A 16,561-nucleotide genomic window follows, 5' to 3' on the forward strand; every position below is an offset into this window, starting at 1 on the left:
TGTGGAGTTGACCGGTACTAATAGGCCGAGGGCTTGTCCTCAGTTGCTCGCGTCCACTGTGTTAGTTCTGAGACAACGAACAGTTGTCGGCTTTGAGCAGAACATAAAAGAAAAGTGTGCTTGTTCGCTCGAAACCATTAGGGTTTCGGTGGTCATAGCGTAGGGGAAACGCCCGGTTACATTCCGAACCCGGAAGCTAAGCCTTACCGCGCCGATGGTACTGCAGGGGGGACCCTGTGGGAGAGTAGGACGCCGCCGAACAATCTTTGGAAGGACCCCTGGTCACCAGCGTTCAGCTGGGGCCAGGGGTCCTTTTGTATTTTCTGGAGCGCGCCGGATGTCTGGCTGCGCGAGAATATTTGCGGTACCGAAGACAGGAGCCACCGATGTCCACCAACTCTCCCGACGATCGACCGGAGCGCGACCAGCGGCGACGGGACAGTGGTGACCGTTCGGACCGAGGCGGCCAGCGGGGTGCCGGTCCGCGTCGATCCAGCGACCGCGACCGTGGGGTTCATCGGGACGACCGGCGCGACGACCGAGGCGCCGGCCGACCGGAGCGGGGCGGTTTCCGCGGCAGGGACGACAACCGCGGTGACACCCGGAGCGGTGAGCGCGGCGGCCACCAGGGCCGGGACGACCGTAAGGACGATCGCCGTGACGGTGGACGTGAGCGTTCCGGCTTCCGCCGCGATGACGACCGGGGCCACGGCCGCCGGGACGACCGGCGCAGTGACGACCGTGGCGAGCGTGGTGGTGACCGCGGGCGTGATGACAGCCGTGGTGGCGAGCGTGGCGGATACCGCGGCCGGGACGACAGCCGCGGTGACCGGGGTGGTTTCCGCGGGCGTGACGACCGTGGTGGCTTCCGGCGTGACGACAACCGCGGTGGTGGCGAGCGTGGCGGTTTCCGCCGGGACGACAGCCGCGGTGACAGCCGTGGTGGCGAGCGGGGTGGATACCGCGGCCGGGACGACAGCCGCGGTGACCGGGGTGGTTTCCGCGGGCGTGACGACCGTGGTGGCTTCCGGCGTGACGACAACCGCGGTGGTGGCGAGCGTGGTGGTGACCGCGGGCGTGACGACAGCCGTGGCGGTGACCGGGGCGGTTTCCGCCGGGACGACAGCCGCGGTGACAGCCGCGGTGACCGGGGTGGTTTCCGCGGGCGTGACGATCGTGACGACCGTGGTGGCTTCCGGCGTGACGACAACCGCGGTGGTGGCGAGCGTGGTGGTGACCGCGGGCGTGACGACAGCCGTGGCGGTGACCGGGGCGGATACCGCGGCCGGGACGACAGCCGCGGTGACCGGGGTGGTTTCCGCGGGCGTGATGACAGCCGTGGCGGTGACCGGGGCGGCTTCCGCCGCGACGACGACCGAGGCCACGGCCGCCGCGACGACCGGCGCAGTGACGACCGTGGCGAGCGTGGTGGTGACCGCGGCCGGGACGACAGCCGTGGCGGTGACCGCGGTGGCTTCCGTCGCGACGACAGTCGCGGTGACAGTCGTGGTGGCGAGCGGGGTGGATACCGCGGCCGGGACGACAGCCGCGGTGACAGCCGTGGTGGCTTCCGCGGGCGTGATGACAGCCGTGGCGGTGACCGGGGCGGCTTCCGCCGCGATGACGACCGGGGCCACGGCCGCCGCGACGACCGGCGCAGTGACGACCGTGGCGAGCGTGGTGGTGACCGCGGCCGGGACGACAGCCGTGGCGGTGACCGCGGTGGCTTCCGTCGCGACGACAGTCGCGGTGACAGTCGTGGTGGCGAGCGGGGCGGATACCGCGGCCGGGACGACAGCCGCGGTGACAGCCGTGGTGGCTTCCGCGGCCGTGACGACCGGGGCGGGCGGCCCAGTGGGTTCCGTGGGCACGATGACCGGCACGGTGGCGGCCGGTTCCGTGAGGAGCGGGAGCGGGACCGGGAGCCCATCAAGCGGCTGCCGATCCCCGAGGACGTCACGGGCGAGGAGATCGACAAGGACGTACGGCAGGAGTTGCAGAGCCTGCCCAAGACGCTCGCGGAGGATGTTGCCAAGAACCTGGTGATGGTCGCCCGGCTGATCGACGAGGACCCCGAGGGCGCGTACGACTACTCCAGGGTCGCGCTGCGGCTGGCGTCGCGCGTCGCCGCCGTGCGGGAGGCCGCCGGCTTCGCCGCGTACGCCAACCAGAAGTACTCCGAGGCACTGGCCGAGTTCCGGGCGGCGCGGAGGATGACCGGTACCGCGGAGCTGTGGCCCCTCATGGCCGACTGCGAGCGTGGGCTCGGGCGGCCGGAGAAGGCGCTGGACATGGCCGGTGCCCCCGAGGTGCAGAAGTTGGACAAGGCCGGGCAGGTCGAGATGCGGCTTGTCGCGGCCGGCGCGCGGCGCGACATGGGGCAACTGGACGCCGCCATTGTGACGCTCCAGAGCTCCGAGCTGGCGTCCCACGTCGTGCAGCCGTGGACCGCGCGGCTGCGGTACGCATACGCCGACGCGCTTCTCGCCGCCGACCGGGCGGACGAGGCACGGGAGTGGTTCGCGAAGGCCGTGGAGGCCGACCGGGACGGCAGCACCGACGCCTCGGACCGGCTGGCCGAGATGGACGGCGTGGAGTTCATGGACGCGCTCGACGAGCATGACGACACCGCCACCGAAACCGACGCCGACGCCGGTTCCGACACCTTGGCCGACGAGGCCGAGGACGTGCGCACGGACCTGGACACGGACAACGGTGATGCCGACAACGGTGATGCCGACAACGGTGATGCCGATAAGGCCGAGACCGACGTCAACAAGGACTGACGCCTGACGCAGGAAGGGGTGGGATTCCCGGTTCACCGACCGGGAATCCCACCCCTTCCTGCGTCACCGGCGACGCGTCACCCGTCGAACGCGCGCAGCACCAGCCCCGAGGCCGGCTTGGGGCCGAAGGACGTCGACTTGCGGGGCATCGTGACGCCCTGGCGGGCGAGGTCGCGGACGACCTCCTCGCGGACCGGATGCATCAGCACCGCCGTACCGCCGTCGCGTTCCGCCTTCTCGACGGTCGCGGCCGTGTCGTGGATGTAGGCGATGTGGGCCGGGGAATCTTCGGGGATGTGCCACACCTGGTCCAGGAGCGTGGAGTGCAGGACCGCCGCGTCCAGGGTTCGCCAGACTTCCGGGCGGTCGGCGGGGACCGTACGGGCCAGCAGATCCGGGTCCGGGCGGTCGACGAGGTGGAAGGCGCCGTCGCCGGCCAGGAGGAAGGCGTTGCCCGCACCGGCCGCCCCGGCCAGTGCCTCCATGGCCTCCGGCAACGCGGTGTCGATGCGGCGGACCCGGAACAGGCCGTCGAGGGCGGCCAGCGCGTCCGTGACGGGCAGGCCGTGCAGCAGGCGGTGGATGGCGCGGACGCGCAGCGGGTAGCGGGCCGTGTCGACGAGAAGCACCAGGCCGTGGTCCCAAGGGCTGGGGGAGGGGTGCTGCGCGCGCAGGCGACGGTAGGTCGCCCAGCGGTGGTGGCCGTCGGCGATGAGCGCCTGCTGGCCGGCCAGGTCGGTCCGGACGGTGGCCAGGTCCTCGGGGTCGGTGAGGGACCACAGCCGGTGGTGGAAGCCGTCCTCCGTGGTGGTCGCGAGGACGGGAGATGTCTTGGCCGTGCGCTCGATCAGGTCGGCGGTGGCGGTTGCCGAGCCGTCGCCGGGGTAGGTCAGCAGCAGCGGTTCGAGGTTCGCCGAGGTGGCCAGCATCAGGGCCGCGCGGTCGGCGACGATGTGCGGCATGACGTCCTCGTGCGGCAGGACCAGCTGCTCGTCGGGGTCCGACACACGCAGGGCGCCGATGATTCCACGCTGCAGCAGACCGTCGCCGTCGCGCTGTTCATAGACGTAGAGACCGGGTTCGGGGTCCGTGGTCAGCACGCCCTCGGCCCGCCAGCGGTTCAGGGTCTCGGCGGCCTGGGCATTGCGGGCTTCGGGGGTTTCGGCCTCGGGCAGGATCAGCCGGACGATGTTGTACGGGTCGGCGGACTGCAAGTGATGCAGACCGTCGGGACGGACGACGACGTCGTACGGCGGGGATGTCACGGCGGCCAGGCTGCCGACCCGGTCGGGGTCGTAACGAAGGCCTCGGAACGGGGTGAGTTCCAGGCCTCGGCGCGCCTTCGCTTCCGAGGGACCTGCAGTCTTCATCCAGGCATCGTACGGGTGTCAGTGGCATGGGGGATGATCGGGGAAAGCCGTCGAACGAGGAGCGATGCACAATGAGCCGAAGCGTCAGGACGAGGCCCGAGGGCAGTGGGCAGGCCCTGAGCGAGGCGTACGACACGGCGCTGCTCGACCTCGACGGTGTGGTGTACGCGGGGGGGAAGGCGATCGTCCACGCGGTCGAGTCGCTGGCCACTGCCGGCGCCGGGGGCATGCATCTGGCGTACGTGACGAACAACGCCCTGCGCACGCCGGACACCGTCGCCGCGCATCTGACGGAGCTGGGGATACCGACGGAGGCCGGCGATGTGATCACATCGGCGCAGGCGGTCGCGCGGTTGGTGAGTGAGCAGGTGCCGCCGGGGGCCAGGGTGCTGGTGATCGGTGGCGAGGGCCTGCGGGTGGCGCTGAGCGAGCGCGGGCTGACGCCCGTGGAGTCGGCGGACGACGACCCGGCGGCGGTGGTGCAGGGGTACGGCGGCCCCGACTTCCCGTGGGGGAGGTTCGGGGAGGCGAGTTACGCGATCGCGCGCGGAGTGCCGTGGTTCGCGTCCAACACGGATCTGACGATCCCCAGCGGCCGGGGCATCGCGCCGGGCAACGGGGCGGCGGTGGAGGTCGTACGGATCGCGACGGGCGCCGAGCCGCAGGTGGCGGGCAAGCCGCTGCCGCCGATGCACCGGGAGACGATTCTGCGGACGGGTGCCGAGCGGCCGCTGGTGGTGGGCGACCGACTGGACACGGACATCGAGGGCGCTTTCAACGGCGGTGTCGACTCACTGCTGGTACTCACGGGCGTGACCGACGGTGCGCAGCTGCTGGCAGCGCCGCCGCAGCACCGGCCGACCTTCGTCGACGCCGATCTGCGCGGGATGCTCACCGGGCAGCCGGAGGTCGTCGCGGTGGACGGCGGCGGGTTCCGGTGCGGTGGCTGGACGGCGACGGCGGCCGGCGAGCGCCTGGAGCTGGACGGGGAGGGTACGGCTCCGGACGGGCTGCGGGCGTTGTGCGCGGCGGCGTGGACAGCGGCGGGCGACGGCGAGTGCCGGCTGGACGGGGGGAAGGCGCTGGCGCGGCTGGGGCTGTGAGGGGTGCTCAGTACCCGGATGCCCGCGGATCCGAGGAATCGTGATCGAATGGGAGGGTAGGCTAACCTAACCGGGTGTTGGTCGAGAGTCCCCCCGAACAGCGCGCGGACACCGTCCTCGCGCATCCGAACCGCCGGGCGCTGCTCCGTGTCCTAGGGCTGCTCCTCTCCGCCGTGGTCCTGGTACTCGTCGCCCTGGCGAGTATCGCGATCGGGGCGAAGGACCTGTCCCTGCAACAGGTCTGGCACGGCCTGTTCGAGGATTCGGGCACCTACGGCGATGCCGTCGTCGCCGACCGGTTGTCACGGACCGTTCTCGGCGCGCTCGCCGGTGCCGCGCTCGGCCTGGCGGGAGCGGTGCTTCAGGCGCTGACCCGTAATCCGCTGGCCGATCCGGGACTGCTCGGCATCAACGCGGGCGCGTCCGCGGCGGTCGTCACGGCCATCACCTTCTTCGGCGTCACCTCGCTGTCCGGCTATGTGTGGTTCGCGTTCTGCGGAGCGGCGGCGGTCGGGGCACTGGTGTGGTTCCTCGGCGGCAGCCGGGGCGCGACACCGGTGCGCCTGGTACTCGCCGGCACCGCGATCACCGCCGCGCTGTTCGGCTACCTCCAGGCGGTCATGATCCTCGACGAGGCTGCCCTGGGCAGGATGCGCTTCTGGACGGTCGGATCGCTGTCCTCGGCGAACGGCTCGGTGATCCGGCAGGTGCTGCCCTTCCTGCTGATCGGTTTCGTGCTGGCGCTGCTGCTCGCCCGACCGTTGAACGCCATGGCCATGGGCGACGACACCGCCAAGGCCCTCGGCGCCAACCTGAACCGCACGCGAGGGCTGGCCATGCTCGCCGCGACCCTGTTGTGCGGGGCCGCGACGGCCGCCTGCGGGCCGATCGTCTTCGTCGGCCTGATGGTGCCGCACGTCGTGCGCTCGTTCACCGGACCCGACCTGCGCTGGATCCTGCCGTACGCGGCGGTCCTGTCGCCCGTGCTGCTGCTCGGCGCCGACGTCATCGGCCGTGTCCTGGCCCGGCCCGCCGAAGTCCAGGTCGGCATCGTCACCGCGATCATCGGCGGCCCGGTGTTCATCTATCTCGTACGACGGCGGAGGACGGCCCAGCTGTGAAGACCAACCGTGTTGTGCGGACGCCCGGCGGCCTCTCGCTCCGGGTGGACGTGCGCGCCCTCGTCGTCGGCGTCCTGCTGCTGCTCGTGGCGCTCACCGCGAGTGTGATGCTGATCGGCACCGGCGACTTCCCGATACCGGCCGCCGACGTGATCCGGACACTGCTGGGCGAGGGCGACCCGGGCCAGGAATTCATCGTCACCGAACTGCGGCTGCCCCGGGTCCTGGTGGGGCTCCTCGTCGGTGCCTCCCTCGGTCTCTCCGGTGCGCTGTTCCAGTCCATCTCCCGCAATCCGCTTGGTAGTCCGGACGTCCTCGGCCTGGGCCAGGGCGCCACGGCCGGCGCGCTCGTGATGATCGTGCTGTTCTCCGGAACCGCCAACCAGGTCGCCCTCGGCGCACTGGTCGGCGGCCTCGTGACCGGGTTCGCCATCTATGTGCTCGCCTGGAAGCGGGGGGTGCACGGATACCGGCTGGTCCTGGTCGGTATCGGTGTCTCCGCGATCGTCACCGCGGTCAACGGCTATCTGCTCACCAAGTCCGACATCGTCGACGCGGCCCGTGCGATCGTCTGGATGACCGGTTCCCTCGACGGCCGTGACTGGGACCAGGTCTGGCCCCTGCTGGCGCTGTGCGCCGTCCTCGTACCACTGGTTCTCGCCAACTCCCGAGGGCTCAGGGTGATGGAGATGGGCGACGACGTCTCGTACGCCCTCGGGGTCCGGGTGGAGCGCGTACGAATGCTACTGATGCTGTCCGCCGTCCTGCTCACCGCGTCGGCGACGGCCGCCTCCGGGCCGGTCGGTTTCGTCGCACTCACCGCGCCGCAGCTCGCCCGGCGCCTGACCCTCCCCCGCTGCTTCAAGGGTGTGGGAGGTGCCCCCATGCCCGGACCGAATCTGGTGCCGTCGATGTGCATGGGTGCCGCCCTGCTGGTGACCGCCGACTGGATCTCGCAGCGGGCCTTCGGCGCCGAGCAGTTGCCCGTGGGCGTCGTCACCGGCGTGCTCGGCGGTGTCTACCTGCTGTGGCTGCTGGTCACCGAACGCAAGGCGGGCCGGATATGAAGCGACCGATCAACGGACCGATCAACGGACCGGCCGACCGACAGACCGGCGGGCTGAACGACCGAAGGAGCATCGTGAACCGACTGTCCGCCGAGGACGTCACCCTCGCCTACGACCAGCGCGTCATCGCCGAGCAACTGTCGGTGGAGATACCGGACAACTCCTTCACCGTGATCGTCGGCCCGAACGCCTGCGGCAAGTCGACGCTCCTGCGGGCGTTGTCCCGGATGCTGAAGCCCAGCCGGGGGCGGGTGCTGCTGGACGGTCAGGTCATCCAGTCGATGCCCGCGAAGAAGGTCGCCCGCACCCTCGGGCTGCTGCCCCAGTCGTCGATCGCGCCCGACGGGATCACCGTCGCCGACCTGGTGGGGCGCGGCCGGTATCCGCACCAGGGCATCCTGCGCCAGTGGTCCACCGAGGACGAGCGGGTCGTCCAGGAGTCGATGGCCCGGACCGGCATCGCCGACCTCGGCGAACGCCATGTCGACGAACTCTCCGGCGGACAGCGGCAGCGTGTGTGGATCGCCATGGCGCTCGCCCAGGAGACCCCGCTGCTGCTGCTCGACGAGCCGACGACCTATCTGGACATCCAGCACCAGATCGACGTACTGGACCTGTGCGCGGAACTGCACGAGGAGCAGGGCCGCACCCTCGTCGCCGTCCTGCACGATCTCAACCACGCCGCCCGGTACGCCACCCACCTCATCGCGCTGCGCGAAGGGAAGGTCATCGCACAGGGTGCTCCGAAGGAGATCGTCACCGCCGGGCTGGTCGAGCAGGTCTTCGGCCTGAGCTGCCAGGTCATCGACGACCCCGAGACGGGTACGCCCCTGATCGTGCCGGCCGCCCGCAAGGCGCGGACCGCGGCAAAGCAGGGCACGGACAAGCAGGGCACGGACAAGCAGGACACGGTCGAGCAGAGCACCGGCAAGCAGGCCGTGGCGAAGGTGGGAGCTAGAGAAGCTTCCTGAGGTGGAGCAGGTCGAGCAGTCCTGTCTCCAGCTTCACCCGGCCCGCCCCCCAGGCCCTGGCGAAGTGCAGTTCGCCGTCGACCAGGGCCAGCAGGTCGTCCCCCTTCATGGCGAGCCTGATCTGCGCCCGCTCGCGCGGAGGGCCCTCGAAAGTGTCGTGCACCTCGATCCGCCCGCCGGTGAGCCGGCCGGAGAAGGTCACATCCAGGTCGGTGACGTGGCAGCTGACCGAGCGGTCCATCGCCGCCGCCGCGCGGACGTCGCCCTCGGCACGCCGCATGGAGTCGGACAGTCTGCCGAGTGCGGCACGGCATTCCTCGATCGTGGCCATCGTGGACGACGGTACCCCAGCGGTTCGCGGTAGCGTCAGGGCATGAACGACGCAGTACCCCAGCAGGGGAGCGCGCAGCAGCCGCCCCCGCAGGCGGAGCACACCGGGTCACCGGCCGCGTACCCCACATCTCCGCGGCCCGAGTACACCCCCGCCGCCCCCGCGCCCCTGAACGTGACCCGCACCCCCACCGGCAACGCCGAGGTGGACGCGCGGGTGGAGCGGCTGGCCGACGCCGACCACCTTGCCACGGACGGCCATGTCGAGGTGTACGAAGATGTGCACCGGGGGCTGCGCGACGCGCTCACCGCGCTCGACGCCCGCCCGGGACCTCCGGTTCCCACCCGTCACCCGACCACCGCCCCTCAACGGGGCCCTTCGGGCCACGAGTCCCATTCGACCTACCGACAGGGGAGCTGAACCGAACGTGGCAGGAGTCGCACGCCGCCGTCTCGACGCGGAGCTGGTCCGCCGGAAGCTCGCCCGGTCGCGTGAGCACGCCGGTCAGCTGATCGCCGCCGGGCGGGTCAGCGTCGGCAAGACCGTCGCGACCAAGCCCGCCACCCAGGTGGAGACCGCCGCCGCGATCCTCGTCGCCGAGGACGCCGGCGACCCGGGCTACGTGTCGCGCGGCGGCCACAAGCTCGCCGGCGCGTTCGAGGTGTTCGTGCCGCAGGGGCTGGTCGTCCAAGGGCGGCGGGCGCTGGACGCCGGTGCCTCGACCGGGGGTTTCACCGATGTTCTGCTCCGGACCGGGGCCGCGCACGTGGTCGCGGTGGACGTCGGATACGGACAACTCGCCTGGTCTCTCCGAAACGATGAACGCGTCACCGTCAAGGACCGTACGAACGTACGGGAGTTGACGCTTGAAGCAATCGATGGGGAGCCTGTGGATCTTGTCGTGGGGGATCTGTCCTTCATCCCGCTCGGGCTGGTCCTGCCCGCCCTGACACGGTGCGTGCGGCCGGACGCCGATCTGGTGATGATGGTCAAGCCGCAGTTCGAGGTGGGCAAGGAGCGGCTGGGCAGCGGCGGCGTCGTACGCAGCCCGCAGCTGCGCACCGAGGCCGTGCGGGGAGTGGCCGCCAAGGCCTGGGAGCTGGGACTGGGGGCGAAGGGCGTGACCGCGAGTCCGCTGCCCGGACCCTCGGGGAATGTCGAATACTTTTTGTGGCTGCGGGCGGGGGCTCCGGAACTGGACCCGGCCGACGTCGACCGTGCAGTGGCGGAGGGGCCGCGTTGACACCGAACCGAGCTCGTACTGTTTTCCTGCTCGCCCACACCGGCCGCCCGGCGGCCATCCGCAGTGCGGAACTCGTGGTCAAAGGACTGCTGCACTCCGGACTCGGGGTGCGGGTGCTGGAGACCGAGGCGCGTGACCTGCCGCTGCCGGACGAGGTGGAGACCGTCAGGGAGGCCACCCCCGAGTGCCTCGACGGCTGCGAACTGCTGATCGTGCTGGGCGGCGACGGCACCCTGCTGCGCGGCGCGGAGTTCGCCCGGGCCTCGGGCGTGCCGATGCTCGGCGTGAACCTCGGCAGCGTCGGCTTCCTCGCCGAGGCCGAGCGGGACGACCTCGACAAGGTCGTCGACCGGGTGGTGAGCAAGGCGTACGAGGTCGAGGAACGGATGACCGTCGACGTCGTCGTGCACCAGAACGGCGCCATCGTGCACACGGACTGGGCGCTGAACGAGGCGGCGGTGCAGAAGGTGTCCGCCGAGCGGATGCTGGAGGTCGTGCTGGAGATCGACGGGCGTCCGGTGACCGGGTTCGGCTGCGACGGCATCGTGTGCGCCACCCCGACCGGATCGACCGCGTACGCGTTCTCCGCCGGCGGGCCCGTGGTGTGGCCCGAGGTCGAGGCGCTGCTGATGGTGCCGATCAGCGCGCACGCCCTGTTCGCCAAGCCGCTGGTGACCTCGCCGGACTCGGTGCTCGCGGTGGAAATGCTGCCGCACGTCCCGCCCGGCGTGCTGTGGTGCGACGGGCGGCGGACCGTGGAACTGCCGGCCGGCGCGAGGGTGGAGGTCCGGCGCGGTGCCGTCCCGGTCCGGCTGGCCCGGCTGCATCACGCCTCGTTCACGGACCGGCTGGTGGCGAAGTTCGCACTGCCGGTCTCGGGATGGCGGGGAGCGCCGCACTAGGGCGTGTTTCGAAAGTAGCGTCGTCTGCCCGAAGGGCGGGCCCGACGGCGTCTGGTGCGTGCGATCGCAAGGCGGAGGGTCGCCCCGATACTGGGTGTATCGGGGCGAGCCCGACAACGCGGCTGGGGGGTCCCCCTGCTCGAAGAGCTTGGGGGAGTGCGTGCCAGGCGTCGCCGGGCAGGCGGGGCTTTCGAAACACGCCCCAGGGCATTCCCTGGCACGCGGGTTTCCCTCCGGCCCCCGCCCTGCCTCACCACCCCGCCTCCGCCCGCGCCCGTACCGGGGCACCGGGACCCGCCGGTGAACGGGGTCCCGCTCACCGGTGACGACCTGCGGTGTTTCCGTTCGGGCGGGGGGCGGCGTCGCACGGCGCGGGGAAAACCTCGTAAGGTCTGGGACGTGTTGGAGGAGATGCGGATACGGTCGCTCGGAGTCATCGACGACGCCGTGGTCGAGCTGTCACCCGGCTTCACCGCAGTCACCGGTGAGACGGGCGCGGGCAAGACCATGGTGGTCACCAGCCTCGGGCTGCTGCTGGGGGGAAGGGCGGACGCGGCCCTGGTGCGGATCGGGGCCAGAAGCGCGGTCGTCGAGGGGCGGATCGTCGTGCCCGAAGGCGCCGTGGCCGCCGCACGCGCGGGAGAGGCCGGGGCCGAGCTCGACGACGGAGCGCTGCTGATCAGCCGTACCGTTTCCGCCGAAGGGCGTTCCCGGGCCCACCTGGGCGGGCGGAGCGTACCCGTGGGGCTGCTCGCCGAGATCGCCGACGACCTGGTGGCGGTGCACGGGCAGACCGACCAGCAGGGGCTCCTCAAGCAGTCCCGGCAGCGGCAGGCGCTCGACCGGTACGCGGGCGACGCGGTCGCCGGGCCGCTCGCCAAGTACACGGCGGCGTACAAGCGGCTGCGGGCCGTCGCCACGGAACTCGAGGAGATCACCACACGCGCGCGTGAACGGGCCCAGGAGGCCGACATGCTGCGCTTCGGGCTCGACGAGATCGCCGGTGTGGAGCCCCGCGCCGGCGAGGACGTGGAACTGGCGGAGGAGGCCGAACGGCTCGGGCACGCCGAGGCCCTGGCGTCCGCCGCGTCCGTCGCGCACGCGGCTCTCGCCGGAAACCCGGAGGACCCCGAGGACGTCGACGCGGGAACGCTCGTCGCGGGCGCCCAGCGGTCCCTGGAGGCCGTCCGGGCGCACGATCCGGAGCTGGCCGCGCTCACCGACCGGATCGGCGAGGTCGGCATCCTGCTGCGTGACGTGGCCGGGGACCTCGCCGGGTACGCGGACGATCTGGACGCCGATCCACTGCGGCTGGCGGCGGTCGAGGAACGCCGGGCCGCGCTCACCGGGCTCACCCGCAAGTACGGCCAGGACATCTCCGCCGTGCTGGCCTGGGCCGAGGAGAGCGCCGCGCGCCTCACCGACCTGGACGGCGACGACGAGCGGATCGAGGAACTCACCGCCGAACGCGACGGCCTGCGTGCCGAACTGGGCGGGCTGGCGCAGACCCTCTCCCAGGCGCGCACCGAGGCCGCGGAGCGCTTCGCGGCCGCCGTCACCGCGGAGCTGGCATCCCTCGCCATGCCGCACGCGCGCGTGTCGTTCGACATCCGGCAGACGGAGGACCCGGACGGTGTCGAGGTCGGCGGGCGCACGGTCGCCCACGGGCCGTCGGGCGTCGACGAGGTCGAACTGCTGCTCGCCCCGCACCCCGGGGCGCCGCCCCGGCCCATCGCCAAGGGCGCGTCCGGCGGTGAACTGTCGCGCGTGATGCTGGCCGTGGAGGTCGTGTTCGCCGGGACGGACCCGGTGCCGACGTATCTGTTCGACGAGGTCGACGCCGGTGTCGGCGGCAAGGCGGCGGTCGAGATCGGGCGGCGGCTCGCCAAGCTGGCGAAGAGCGCCCAGGTCGTGGTCGTCACGCATCTACCGCAGGTGGCCGCCTTCGCGGACCGGCAGCTGCTGGTGGCGAAGACGAACGACGGTACGGTCACCCGGTCCGGTGTGAAGGTGCTCGAAGGGGAGGACCGGATCCGGGAACTGTCGCGGATGCTGGCCGGCCAGGAGGACTCCGAGACGGCCCGCGCCCACGCGGAGGAACTCCTGGCGACGGCACGCGCGGACGGCTGACAGCCCCGCGCGGACGGCTGGCAGACGGCTGACGGAGCCGGCGGTCGGCCGGTCATCCATCGAGGTGTCGGCCGACAGGAGGTACTTTGTCACTCGTACGGGTGGCGTTTCCGTCCACTCCGCTGTGGGCGGCCGCTCCGGTCGTTGCCGGAATCGCCTTGCTTCCTGGCATGCTTGACCGAGCACGCGTAGGAGATCGTGCGGTCCATCCTCTCCGCACGGTCCTTCTGTACGTTCCTCGGGACCACCCGACCCGAACCAGGAGCTCGGCCACGTGACCCCCGTGAGCAGCCACTCACCGCACGGCCAGACGCCGCTGCGCACCGTGCAGGTACTGGGCGGCGGCACCGCCGCGACCAGCGCCCACGTGCGCTCGCTGACCGCGGGGCTCGTCGCGCGGGGCGTGCGGGTCACGGTGTGCGCCCCCACCGAGGCGGAGCACATCTACGACTTCACGGGCGTCGGCGCCGACCATGTCCACGTGCCGCGCAGCAGCGACCCCGGCTCGGTGTCCGCACTGCGGGCGGCGTGCGCGGACGTCGACCTGGTGCACGCGCACGGCCTGCACGCCTCTTTCAGGACCGTGCTCGCCCTCGGCGGGCGACGCACCCCGCTGATCGTCACCTGGCACGACCGGGCGCATGCCGACGGCGCCCGCGCGCACGTCCTGCGGCTGATGGAGCGGCGGGTCGTCAAGGCGGCCACCGTGGTGCTCGGGACCACCTCCGCCCTGGTCGACCGGGCACGCCGGACCGGAGCACGGGACGCGAGGCTGGCGGCCGTCGCCTTCCCCGGGCTGCGCACGACCCCGGAAGCAGAGGACCCGGACGGGTCGCGGCCCAAACTTCTGGCCGAACTCGGCGCCATCGGCCGCCCGTTACTGATCGCCGTCGGCGCCCTCGAACGCAACCGCGGCCACCACACCCTGCTCGACGCCACACACGGATGGCGCCGCCTCGATCCCCAGCCGCTGGTCGCCGTCGCGGGGGAGGGGTCACTGCGCGGTGAACTCCAGCGCCGGATCACGGACGAGGACCTGCCGGTCCGGCTCGTCGGACGGCGCGACGACATCACCGATCTGCTGGAGGCCGCCGACCTCGCGCTGCTGCCGAGCCGGTGGGAGGGGCGCTCCGTCCTCGCCCAGCAGGCCCTCCACGCGCGCGTGCCGCTCGTCGCGGCCGACACCGGCGGCATCCCCGAACTGGTCGGCGACGCCGCCGAACTCGTCCCGTACCGCAACGCGCGTGCCCTCGCCGACGCCGTCGTACGGCTGCTCGGCGACCCCGGACGTCGGGACGAGCTCAGGGCCAGGGGCGCCCGGCAGGCGGCCGGATGGCCGACGGAGGACGAGGCGGTGGCCCAGGTCCTCAGCGTCTACGACGAATTGACGCAGCCCCGGCCCCTGATCTGAGGCGCCGAACCGAACGCGCCACCTTCTGTGCGGGGCCGCGCTCCTGGCCACCGCTCCCGGCCACCTCCGCCGGACGGGCCGGGCCCGTCCGGCGGACAGCGTGTGCCCGCTCAGCCGCCGTACGCCCCCGAGGCCGTCAGGCGCAGGGCCGTGTCGATGAGGGGGACGTGACTGAAGGCCTGCGGGAAGTTGCCGACCTGGCGCTGCCGGACCGGGTCCCACTCCTCGGCGAGCAGGCCCAGGTCGTTGCGCAGGGCCAGCAGCCTCTCGAACAGCCTGCGGGCCTCGTCCACGCGGCCGATCATCGCCAGGTCGTCGGCCATCCAGAACGAGCAGGCGAGGAACGCGCCCTCGTCGCCCGGCAGCCCGTCGACGCCCTCGTCGGAGCCCTCCGTCGGGTAGCGCAGGATGAAGCCGTCCGAGGTGGACAGCTCGCGCTGGATCGCCTCGATGGTTCCGATCACCCGCTTGTCGTCCGGCGGCAGGAAGCCCATCTGCGGGATCAGCAGCAGGGAGGCGTCCAGCTCCTTGGAGCCGTACGACTGCGTGAACGTGTTGCGTTCCTTGTCGTAGCCCTTCTCGCACACGTCCCGGTGGATGTCGTCGCGCAGTTGCTTCCAGCGCTCCAGCGGACCGTCCGCGTCACCGGACTCGATGAGCTTGATGGTGCGGTCGACGGCGACCCACGCCATCACCTTGGAGTGCACGAAGTGGCGACGCGGGCCGCGCACCTCCCAGATGCCCTCGTCCGGCTCCGTCCAGTGCTTCTCCAGGTAGGAGATCAGCTTCACCTGGAGCAGGGACGCGTAGTCGTTGCGTGTCAGGCCCGTCATGTGGGCCAGGTGCAGGGCCTCGGTGACCTCGCCGTACACATCCAGCTGGAGCTGGTGCGCCGCGCCGTTGCCCACCCGGACCGGGGCGGAGTTCTCGTAGCCGGGCAGCCAGTCCAGCTCCGCCTCGCCGAGCTCGCGCTCACCGGCGATGCCGTACATGATCTGCAGGTTCTCCGGGTCGCCGGCCACCGCGCGCAGCAGCCACTCGCGCCAGGCGCGGGCCTCCTCGCGATAGCCGGTGCGCAGCAGCGAGGACAGGGTGATCGCCGCGTCCCGCAGCCAGGTGTAGCGGTAGTCCCAGTTACGGACGCCGCCGATGTCCTCCGGCAGGGAGGTGGTGGGCGCGGCGACGATGCCGCCGGTCGGCGCGTAGGTGAGGGCCTTCAGCGTGATCAGGGAGCGGATGACGGCCTCGCGGTAGGGGCCGTGGTACGTACAGTGCTCCACCCACTCCCGCCAGAAGTCCTCCGTCGCCTCCAGCGACTGCTCCGGTTCCGGCAGCGCCGGCGGCTCCTTGTGCGAGGGCTGCCACGACACCGTGAACGCGATCCGGTCGCCCGGCGCGACCGTGAAGTCCGAGTAGGTCGTCAGCGACTGCCCGTACGTCTCGGCGGACGTGTCGAACCACACCGAGTCCGGGCCCGCGACGGCGACCGTGCGCCCCTCGTGCTTGTGCACCCACGGCACCACCCGGCCGTAGGAGAAACGCATCCGGAGCGCCGAGCGCATCGGCACGCGGCCCGAGACGCCCTCCACGATGCGGATGAGCTGCGGCGCGCCGTCGCGCGGGGGCATGAAATCGGTCACCCGGACCGTGCCGTGCCCGGTGTCCCACTCGGACTCCAGGATCAGCGAGTCGCCGCGGTAGCCGCGCCGGGTCGCGGCCGGCGGCGGGGCATCAGGGGCGTGCGCCGGGCCGATCCGCCAGAAGCCGTGTTCTTCGGTGCCCAACAGGCCGGCGAAGATGGCGTGCGAGTCGAAGCGGGGCAGGCACAGCCAGTCCACCGTGCCGTCCCGGCAGACCAGGGCAGCGGTCTGCATGTCTCCGATGAGTGCGTAATCTTCGATGCGCCCGGCCACGTGCAACTCCAGTCGAACGGCCACGTCACCCCACAAGGGGTTGTCGCTGGTGCGGTCAAGGGGTTCATGAAATGTGTCGTTGAGCGATAAAGCAAAGCAGTTGCTCAGCCGTGAATGCAAAGCGCCCATTGTTACTCAACGAACTGACGAGCTTGTGTTGTTCCGGTGAGACGGGCGGGATGGTGCCGTTCGGCCGGCCGGGCTCGCCAGCGG

General features: G+C 71.5%; 14 protein-coding genes and 1 rRNA gene. 12 read left to right on the plus strand and 3 right to left on the minus strand.

Annotated elements, in window-relative coordinates; genetic code table 11:
- The first annotated feature begins 144 nt into the window (after positions 1 to 144).
- The 3 genes from rrf to ACFPZI_RS10900 all read left to right on the plus strand — a co-directional run bounded on the left by rrf (position 145) and on the right by ACFPZI_RS10900 (position 2,786).
- Positions 145 to 261 (plus strand): 5S ribosomal RNA (gene rrf, locus ACFPZI_RS10890).
- 183 nt (positions 262 to 444) lie between these two features.
- Complete coding sequence (locus ACFPZI_RS10895; RefSeq protein WP_381361654.1) at positions 445 to 2,046, plus strand: hypothetical protein; 1,602 nt, start codon at positions 445 to 447, stop codon at positions 2,044 to 2,046.
- Positions 1,938 to 2,786, plus strand: a complete 849-nt coding sequence (locus ACFPZI_RS10900; protein WP_381361628.1) for a hypothetical protein — start codon at positions 1,938 to 1,940, stop codon at positions 2,784 to 2,786. Before ACFPZI_RS10895 ends, ACFPZI_RS10900 begins: the two co-directional genes overlap by 109 nt.
- A gap of 77 nt (positions 2,787 to 2,863) precedes the next feature.
- Here ACFPZI_RS10900 and ACFPZI_RS10905 read toward each other — a convergent pair whose 3' ends face one another.
- On the minus strand, positions 2,864 to 4,156 hold the full coding sequence (locus tag ACFPZI_RS10905) for a DUF1015 domain-containing protein (protein WP_381361486.1): 1,293 nt from the start codon (positions 4,154 to 4,156) through the stop codon (positions 2,864 to 2,866).
- Positions 4,157 to 4,227: 71 nt separating this feature from the next.
- Here ACFPZI_RS10905 and ACFPZI_RS10910 point away from each other — a divergent pair, with 71 nt between their 5' ends.
- The 4 genes from ACFPZI_RS10910 (at position 4,228) to ACFPZI_RS10925 (ending at position 8,418) form a co-directional block, all read left to right on the plus strand.
- Positions 4,228 to 5,259, plus strand: a complete 1,032-nt coding sequence (locus tag ACFPZI_RS10910) for an HAD hydrolase-like protein (RefSeq protein ID WP_381361488.1) — start codon at positions 4,228 to 4,230, stop codon at positions 5,257 to 5,259.
- Between the two features lie 74 nt (positions 5,260 to 5,333).
- Complete coding sequence (locus ACFPZI_RS10915) at positions 5,334 to 6,380, plus strand: FecCD family ABC transporter permease (RefSeq protein ID WP_381361490.1); 1,047 nt, start codon at positions 5,334 to 5,336, stop codon at positions 6,378 to 6,380.
- Positions 6,377 to 7,447 carry a FecCD family ABC transporter permease gene (locus tag ACFPZI_RS10920; RefSeq protein WP_381361492.1) on the plus strand — a complete coding sequence of 357 codons (1,071 nt, stop codon included), beginning with the start codon at positions 6,377 to 6,379 and terminating at the stop codon, positions 7,445 to 7,447. Before ACFPZI_RS10915 ends, ACFPZI_RS10920 begins: the two co-directional genes overlap by 4 nt.
- 74 nt (positions 7,448 to 7,521) lie before the next feature.
- A complete protein-coding gene (locus ACFPZI_RS10925; protein WP_381361494.1) occupies positions 7,522 to 8,418 on the plus strand; it encodes an ABC transporter ATP-binding protein in 897 nt (298 codons plus the stop codon).
- Here the strand turns inward: ACFPZI_RS10925 and ACFPZI_RS10930 are convergent.
- Positions 8,402 to 8,749 (minus strand): sterol-binding protein, encoded by a 348-nt coding sequence (locus ACFPZI_RS10930; protein WP_381361497.1) that lies wholly within the window; start codon positions 8,747 to 8,749, stop codon positions 8,402 to 8,404. The two genes, ACFPZI_RS10925 and ACFPZI_RS10930, sit on opposite strands and share 17 nt — an antisense overlap.
- Before the next feature lie 42 nt (positions 8,750 to 8,791).
- Between ACFPZI_RS10930 and ACFPZI_RS10935 the strand changes: the two genes are divergently transcribed.
- From ACFPZI_RS10935 to ACFPZI_RS10955, 5 genes are all read left to right on the plus strand, one after another.
- Positions 8,792 to 9,169: a hypothetical protein gene (locus tag ACFPZI_RS10935; RefSeq protein ID WP_381361499.1), complete on the plus strand. Its 378-nt coding sequence runs from the start codon at positions 8,792 to 8,794 to the stop codon at positions 9,167 to 9,169.
- Between the two features lie 7 nt (positions 9,170 to 9,176).
- Entirely contained in the window at positions 9,177 to 9,992 is an 816-nt protein-coding gene (locus tag ACFPZI_RS10940; protein ID WP_381361501.1) for a TlyA family RNA methyltransferase, read from the plus strand.
- Positions 9,989 to 10,894 carry an NAD kinase gene (locus tag ACFPZI_RS10945; RefSeq protein WP_381361504.1) on the plus strand — a complete coding sequence of 302 codons (906 nt, stop codon included), beginning with the start codon at positions 9,989 to 9,991 and terminating at the stop codon, positions 10,892 to 10,894. The genes ACFPZI_RS10940 and ACFPZI_RS10945 overlap by 4 nt, the downstream gene beginning before the upstream one ends.
- A gap of 411 nt (positions 10,895 to 11,305) precedes the next feature.
- Positions 11,306 to 13,024, plus strand: coding sequence for a DNA repair protein RecN (gene recN / locus ACFPZI_RS10950; protein ID WP_381361631.1), 1,719 nt, complete (start codon positions 11,306 to 11,308; stop codon positions 13,022 to 13,024).
- A 274-nt stretch (positions 13,025 to 13,298) separates the two neighbouring features.
- Positions 13,299 to 14,435 carry a glycosyltransferase family 4 protein gene (locus ACFPZI_RS10955; RefSeq protein ID WP_381361506.1) on the plus strand — a complete coding sequence of 379 codons (1,137 nt, stop codon included), beginning with the start codon at positions 13,299 to 13,301 and terminating at the stop codon, positions 14,433 to 14,435.
- Between the two features lie 110 nt (positions 14,436 to 14,545).
- On the opposite strand, the gene ACFPZI_RS10960 is transcribed toward ACFPZI_RS10955, so the two are convergent.
- Positions 14,546 to 16,348 carry a glycoside hydrolase family 15 protein gene (locus tag ACFPZI_RS10960; protein WP_381361634.1) on the minus strand — a complete coding sequence of 601 codons (1,803 nt, stop codon included), beginning with the start codon at positions 16,346 to 16,348 and terminating at the stop codon, positions 14,546 to 14,548.
- Between the last annotated feature and the right edge of the window lie 213 nt (positions 16,349 to 16,561).

The sequence above is a fragment of the Streptomyces chlorus genome (assembly GCF_042655885.1).
GTDB classification, from domain to species: Bacteria; Actinomycetota; Actinomycetes; order Streptomycetales; family Streptomycetaceae; genus Streptomyces; species Streptomyces chlorus.

Excerpts from the sequence above, each read along its gene's own strand:
- ACFPZI_RS10905 (WP_381361486.1), bottom strand. The coding sequence starts at position 4,156 with ATGAAGACTGCAGGTCCCTCGGAAGCGAAGGCGCGCCGAGGCCTGGAA.
- ACFPZI_RS10910 (WP_381361488.1), top strand. The coding sequence starts at position 4,228 with ATGAGCCGAAGCGTCAGGACGAGGCCCGAGGGCAGTGGGCAGGCCCTG.
- ACFPZI_RS10930 (WP_381361497.1), bottom strand. The coding sequence starts at position 8,749 with ATGGCCACGATCGAGGAATGCCGTGCCGCACTCGGCAGACTGTCCGAC.
- ACFPZI_RS10935 (WP_381361499.1), top strand. The coding sequence starts at position 8,792 with ATGAACGACGCAGTACCCCAGCAGGGGAGCGCGCAGCAGCCGCCCCCG.
- recN (WP_381361631.1), top strand. The coding sequence starts at position 11,306 with ATGCGGATACGGTCGCTCGGAGTCATCGACGACGCCGTGGTCGAGCTG.